4 protein-coding genes and 1 pseudogene are annotated in these 5,326 nt (G+C 55.8%); all 5 read right to left on the bottom strand.

Annotated elements, in window-relative coordinates; all coding sequences use genetic code 11:
* Positions 1-277 precede the first annotated feature (277 nt).
* Positions 278-490: a hypothetical protein gene (locus K5905_RS26755; protein WP_297589966.1), complete on the bottom strand. Its 213-nt coding sequence runs from the start codon at positions 488-490 to the stop codon at positions 278-280.
* 32 nt (positions 491-522) lie between these two features.
* Positions 523-2,154: an ABC transporter ATP-binding protein gene (locus K5905_RS26760; protein WP_297589969.1), complete on the bottom strand. Its 1,632-nt coding sequence runs from the start codon at positions 2,152-2,154 to the stop codon at positions 523-525.
* A gap of 10 nt (positions 2,155-2,164) precedes the next feature.
* Positions 2,165-3,258, bottom strand: a pseudogene (locus tag K5905_RS26765) (ABC transporter permease).
* Positions 3,259-3,351: 93 nt separating this feature from the next.
* Positions 3,352-4,470, bottom strand: a complete 1,119-nt coding sequence (locus K5905_RS26770; protein ID WP_297589972.1) for a microcin C ABC transporter permease YejB — start codon at positions 4,468-4,470, stop codon at positions 3,352-3,354.
* A gap of 63 nt (positions 4,471-4,533) precedes the next feature.
* The coding region (locus K5905_RS26775; protein WP_297589975.1) for an ABC transporter substrate-binding protein at positions 4,534-5,326 on the bottom strand (793 nt) is incomplete at its 5' end.

Here is a 5,326-nt window from a genome sequence, read left to right on the forward strand (position 1 = left end):
AAGGTCGATCCGGACGATGACGGTCAGATGCTGATATCCACTTTCATGAAGACATCAGAGATCAAGGAATACGTCCTCCTTGCAAAGGATTACGACTTGAGGAACGTTCCCTCAGGTGGCAGCAAGAAAATGGAAGATCCTGTGCGCCCCTGTCAGTAGGGTGCCATCAGGATTGTCGTTCCGGCGCGGCTCCGACCGCGCCGAAATGATTTCACACCCTGACGGGAATTGTATTCCATCACACTAGGGCCGTTTAATACTCCCGGCGGCACTCCCCTCAGGTCCAAATCGCTTTGCGGTACCGATAAAGCGCGATCAATGCCCATATCCCTTCTGCAATCAGAAACGGAATGGACCCGATCAAAAACGCATAAAAACTGGCAAGGGCGCATCCAGATGCAAAGATCAGAATGAAGACCGGGTGTTTATTCTCCAACGCATAACTGGCGACCATGATCACAACCGCGATCAGTCCCAAGTGCTCAACCATGTCGCCCTGCTCCGATCACCGGTTTGCGTGGATCAGATGCTCACAACACCTTCCGGTGCCGTTTCCAGTCTGAAGGCCGCTGCCATCAACGCCTTGGTGTAGTCGGTCTGCGGCGTGTCGAATATCTGTTCCGCTGGACCGGATTCAACGACCTTACCCTGACGCATGACGATGACTTCATTGGCCAGCGCGCGCACGACCTTCAGGTCATGAGAGATAAACAGATAGGCAAGACCGTGGGCCCTTTGCAGGTCACGCAATAGATCGACCACCTGCGCCTGTACGCTCATGTCCAGTGCCGATGTCGGTTCGTCCAGCATGACGAATTTCGGTTCGAGAACCATGGCACGCGCAATCGAAATCCGCTGGCGTTGGCCACCTGAAAACTCGTGCGGATAACGATGGCGGGTCGAAGCATCAAGCCCGACCTCCTCCAGTGCCTGTGCCACTCTCCGATCGCGCTCCTCAGCCGAGATACCGGGAAAGTGCACCTGAAGCCCCTCACCAACAATATCGGCAACTGACATTCGCGGTGACAGCGCTCCAAACGGATCCTGAAAGACGATTTGCATGTCCCGGCGAAGCGGCCGCATTTCCTTCCAGGAATTGCCTTCAATATCTTTGCCCTTGAAGGCAATCCGGCCGGTGGAGGATATCATGCGCAAGATGGCGAGGCCGAGCGTCGTCTTGCCCGATCCACTCTCGCCCACAATGCCCAATGTCTGCCCTTCGCGCACCGTGACGTCGATGCCATCGACAGCCTTGATATGGTCGACCGTCTTGCGCAGCAGGCCACGTTTGACCGGGAACCAGACTTTCAGGTCATCGGCCTGCACGACAATTGGTTTTCTGGTATCGGTGACGGGAGGGTCGCCTTTCGGCTCGGCTGCCAGCAGATGCTTTGTGTAGTCGTGTTTCGGGTGATCGAAAATATCTGCAACAGGTCCTTGCTCAACGATCTTGCCGCCCGTCATCACACAGACGCGGTCTGAAAACTTGCGGACAATGCCGAGATCGTGGGTGATAAACAACATCGCCATGCCTTGCTGGCGTTGCAGATCCTTCAGGAGTTCCAGGATTTGCGCCTGGACCGTAACGTCAAGCGCTGTCGTCGGCTCATCGGCGATCAGCAGGTCAGGTTCGTTGGCAAGCGCCATTGCAATCATCACCCGCTGACGCTGACCGCCCGAAAGCTGATGCGGGTAGGAACTGAGACGCTTTTCCGGATCCCGGATTCCAACCTGATTGAGCAGTTCCAACACCCGTTCTCTGGCCTGGGTATCGCTCATGCCCCGGTGAATTTTCAGAATTTCAGAAATCTGTTTTTCAACCGAGTGCAACGGATTGAGCGAGGTCATCGGTTCCTGGAAGATCATCGATACAGCATTGCCGCGTACCTTGCGCATCTCGTTGTCGTTGACTTGCAGGAGGTTCTGACCGTTCATCAGGATTTCACCCGAAGGATGGGACGCTGCCGGATAGGGCAGAAGCTTGAGGATCGACAAGGCAGACACCGATTTGCCTGATCCGCTTTCGCCGACCAAGGCAACGGTTTCACCCTTCTTGATATCGAAGGAAATCCGGTCAACGGCAAGTGTTTCCCGGCCGCCTTGCGTGAAGGCAACCGACAGGTCCTTGATGGTGAGGAGGGGCTGATTTGTCATGTTTTCTTCCTCACGCCAGGCTCTTGCGCGGATCGAAAGCGTCGCGCACTGCTTCACCGATAAAGATCAGCAGGCTGAGCATCAGCGAGATCACGATAAAGCCGGTTATGCCAAGCCAGGGTGCCTGAAGGTTGTTCTTGCCCTGTGCCAGCAGTTCCCCGAGCGAGGCCGAACCGGGCGGCAAACCGAAACCGAGAAAGTCCAGCGCGGTCAGGGTTGAAATCGAACCGTTCAGGATGAATGGCATGAAGGTCAGCGTCGCGACCATGGCATTGGGCAGCAGGTGCCGCCACATGATTACCGGATTGGAGACGCCCAGCGCACGGGCCGCCGATATGTACTCAAAATTCCGGCCGCGCAAAAACTCCGCCCGGACAACGCCAACCAGCGCAACCCAGGAAAAAGCCAGCAGGATCGTGAACAATGTCCAGAAACCGGGCACCAGGAACGAAGAGACGATCAGGATTAGGTAAAGCGTCGGAACAGCCGTCCAGATCTCGATGAAGCGCTGGAAAATGAGATCCACCCAGCCGCCGTAATAGCCCTGCACCGCGCCCGCGGCGATGCCAATTACGGATGAGGCAAGTGTCAGAGCCAATCCAAGAGCACCGAAATGCGGAAGCCATAGATCAGGCGCGCGAGCACATCCCGTCCCTGGTCATCCGTACCGAGCCAGTTCCAGTTGCCGACAACGCAGTTTGGATCTTCGGCTCCCAGCGGATAACGCACGCAACGCTGCTCCTTGTCCATTGTCCAAGAAGGAGGAGCCGGGGCGGGAATCGGTATTTCGTTGTTCACGGTCCGATAGGAGTAGCGAACCAGTGGCCACAGCATCCAGCCATTGGCATTGATCTCTTCCTGGATAAACGGGTCCCGATAATCGGTCACGGCCAGGAAACCACCGAATTTTTCTTCCGGGTAATCAACGAAAACCGGAGCCAGAAGGTCACCCTTGTAGGACACCAGGACCGGACGATCATTGGTTATGAATTCGGCGAGCATTGCCAGAACGAAAAGGACCAGAAAAATCCAGAGAGACCAGAAACCACGTCTGTTCGCCTTGAAGTTCGCCAGCCTGCGCTGATTGATCGGCGACAGGCGCATCTGCTTCGGTGGAGGAGCGGTTTCCTCGGGCAGGGGATTGAGCACATCGTAGCCGGCGTTTTCCAGATCCTTGTTCAAACGGGAATCCATTGCTCAGACCTCCCGGCTTTCGAAATCGATCCGGGGATCGATCCAGGTGTAGGTGAGATCGGAAATCAGGTTCACCAGCAGTCCCATGAGCGAGAAGATATAGAGCGTTGCAAAGACCACCGCGTAGTCCCGGTTGATCACCGATTCAAACCCGAGCAACCCGAGGCCGTCGAGCGAGAAGATCGTTTCGATCAACAATGAGCCGGCAAAGAAGGAAGAGATGAAAGCGCCCGGGAATCCGGCGACAACGATCAACATGGCGTTGCGGAACACATGACCGTATAGCACCTGTCGTTCATTCAAACCCTTCGCTCTGGCCGTCGTCACATATTGCTTGCGGATTTCATCGAGGAAGGAGTTTTTGGTGAGCAGGGTCGTTGTGGCAAACGCCGATAGAACCATTGCGGTCAACGGCAGCGCCAGGTGCCAGAAGTAGTCGGCGATACGTGCAGGCCAGGAGAGCTCTTCCCAGTTGTCCGAGACAAGGCCACGCAGCGGGAAAAGGTCCCAGAAGGATCCCCCGGCAAAAAGCACGATCAGCAACACCGCAAACAGGAACCCGGGGATAGCATATGCCACGACGATCACGCCGGATGTCCAGACGTCAAATCGGGAACCGTCGGCCACGGCTTTGCGGATACCTAAGGGAATTGAAACCAGATAGGAGATAAACGTCATCCATAGCCCGAGAGATATGGAAACGGGCAGTTTCTCCACGATCAGATCCAGTATTCGGATATCCCGGAAATAACTCTCGCCAAAATCGAACCTGGCATAGTTCCACAGCATGTTCAAAAAGCGTTCCAGGGGCGGTTTATCGAAACCGAATTGCGCTTCCAGTTCCTTGATGAATTCCGGATCGAGCCCCTGCGCTCCGCGATATTTCGACGTCACGCTGTCGGAGGCGACCCCGCTGCCTCCAGACGCATCGTTGCCGCCGACCATGTCACCACCGCCTCCGCTGATCCGCGACGTTGCCGAGACATCCGTTCCCTGAAGCTGGGCGATGACACGTTCGACCGGACCGCCAGGCGCAAATTGAATAATGACGAAATTGATGGCCATGATGCCGACCAGCGTCGGTATCATCAGCAATAATCGGCGAAGGATATAGGCGCCCATGGAGTTCGTGCACTTCCTTTATTGTTTGCTCTTCGAAGCTGCCTCTTGTCACGGCGACTGTATTTAACCGGCTTTACCGATCTTTTTTGCCTTTTCCGTGTCGACCCACCACAGTTCTTCGACCGGGAAGAAATAGCGAGGCGGTTCCTCCGGATAACCGAACATGTCCCACATGGCGACGTTGTGGGACGGGTTGTTCCACTGCGGCACCCAATAGTGTCCGGATCTGAGAACCCGATCCAACGCGCGCGCGGCAGTGACCATGTCGGCTCGGGTTTTCGCCGCAAGCGCCTGGTCCATCAGAGCATCGATCACCGGGTCCGCAATCCCGGCTATGTTGTAGGTACCGGGTGTTTTGGCTGCCTGTGATCCCCAGGAGGTCTTGATGGATTCTTCCAGCGTCGGCGTCAGGGAGTAACGGCGGGAACAGATGTCGAAGTCGTAGTCATTCAGCCGCGACTGATACTGCGCCGCATCGACAAGGCGGAATGTCGCCTTGATGCCGAGACGCTCAAGGTTCTTGATATACGGGTTGATGATGCGTTCAAAAGCCGGAGAATTGTTCAGGAATTCAATGGTCAGCGGTTTCCCGTCCGGTCCGATCAGGTCTTTCCCCTGCCGTTTGTATCCCGCATCTTCAAACATCTGGCTCGCCTCGCGCAGCAACTTGCGGTCAAATCCGGAACCATCGCTGACCGGCTGGAGGTAGGCAGTTTGAAATACGCTTTCGGGAAGCTGATCCCGATAGGGTTCCAGAATTGCCAGTTCCTCGGGAGACGGCATTCCCTCCGCTTTCATATCGGAGTTCTCGAAAAAGGATTCCGTGCGCCGGTAAAGGCCATAGAACAGGTTTTCG

It is taken from the genome of Roseibium sp., from assembly GCF_025698965.1.
Taxonomy (GTDB): Bacteria; Pseudomonadota; Alphaproteobacteria; order Rhizobiales; family Stappiaceae; genus Roseibium.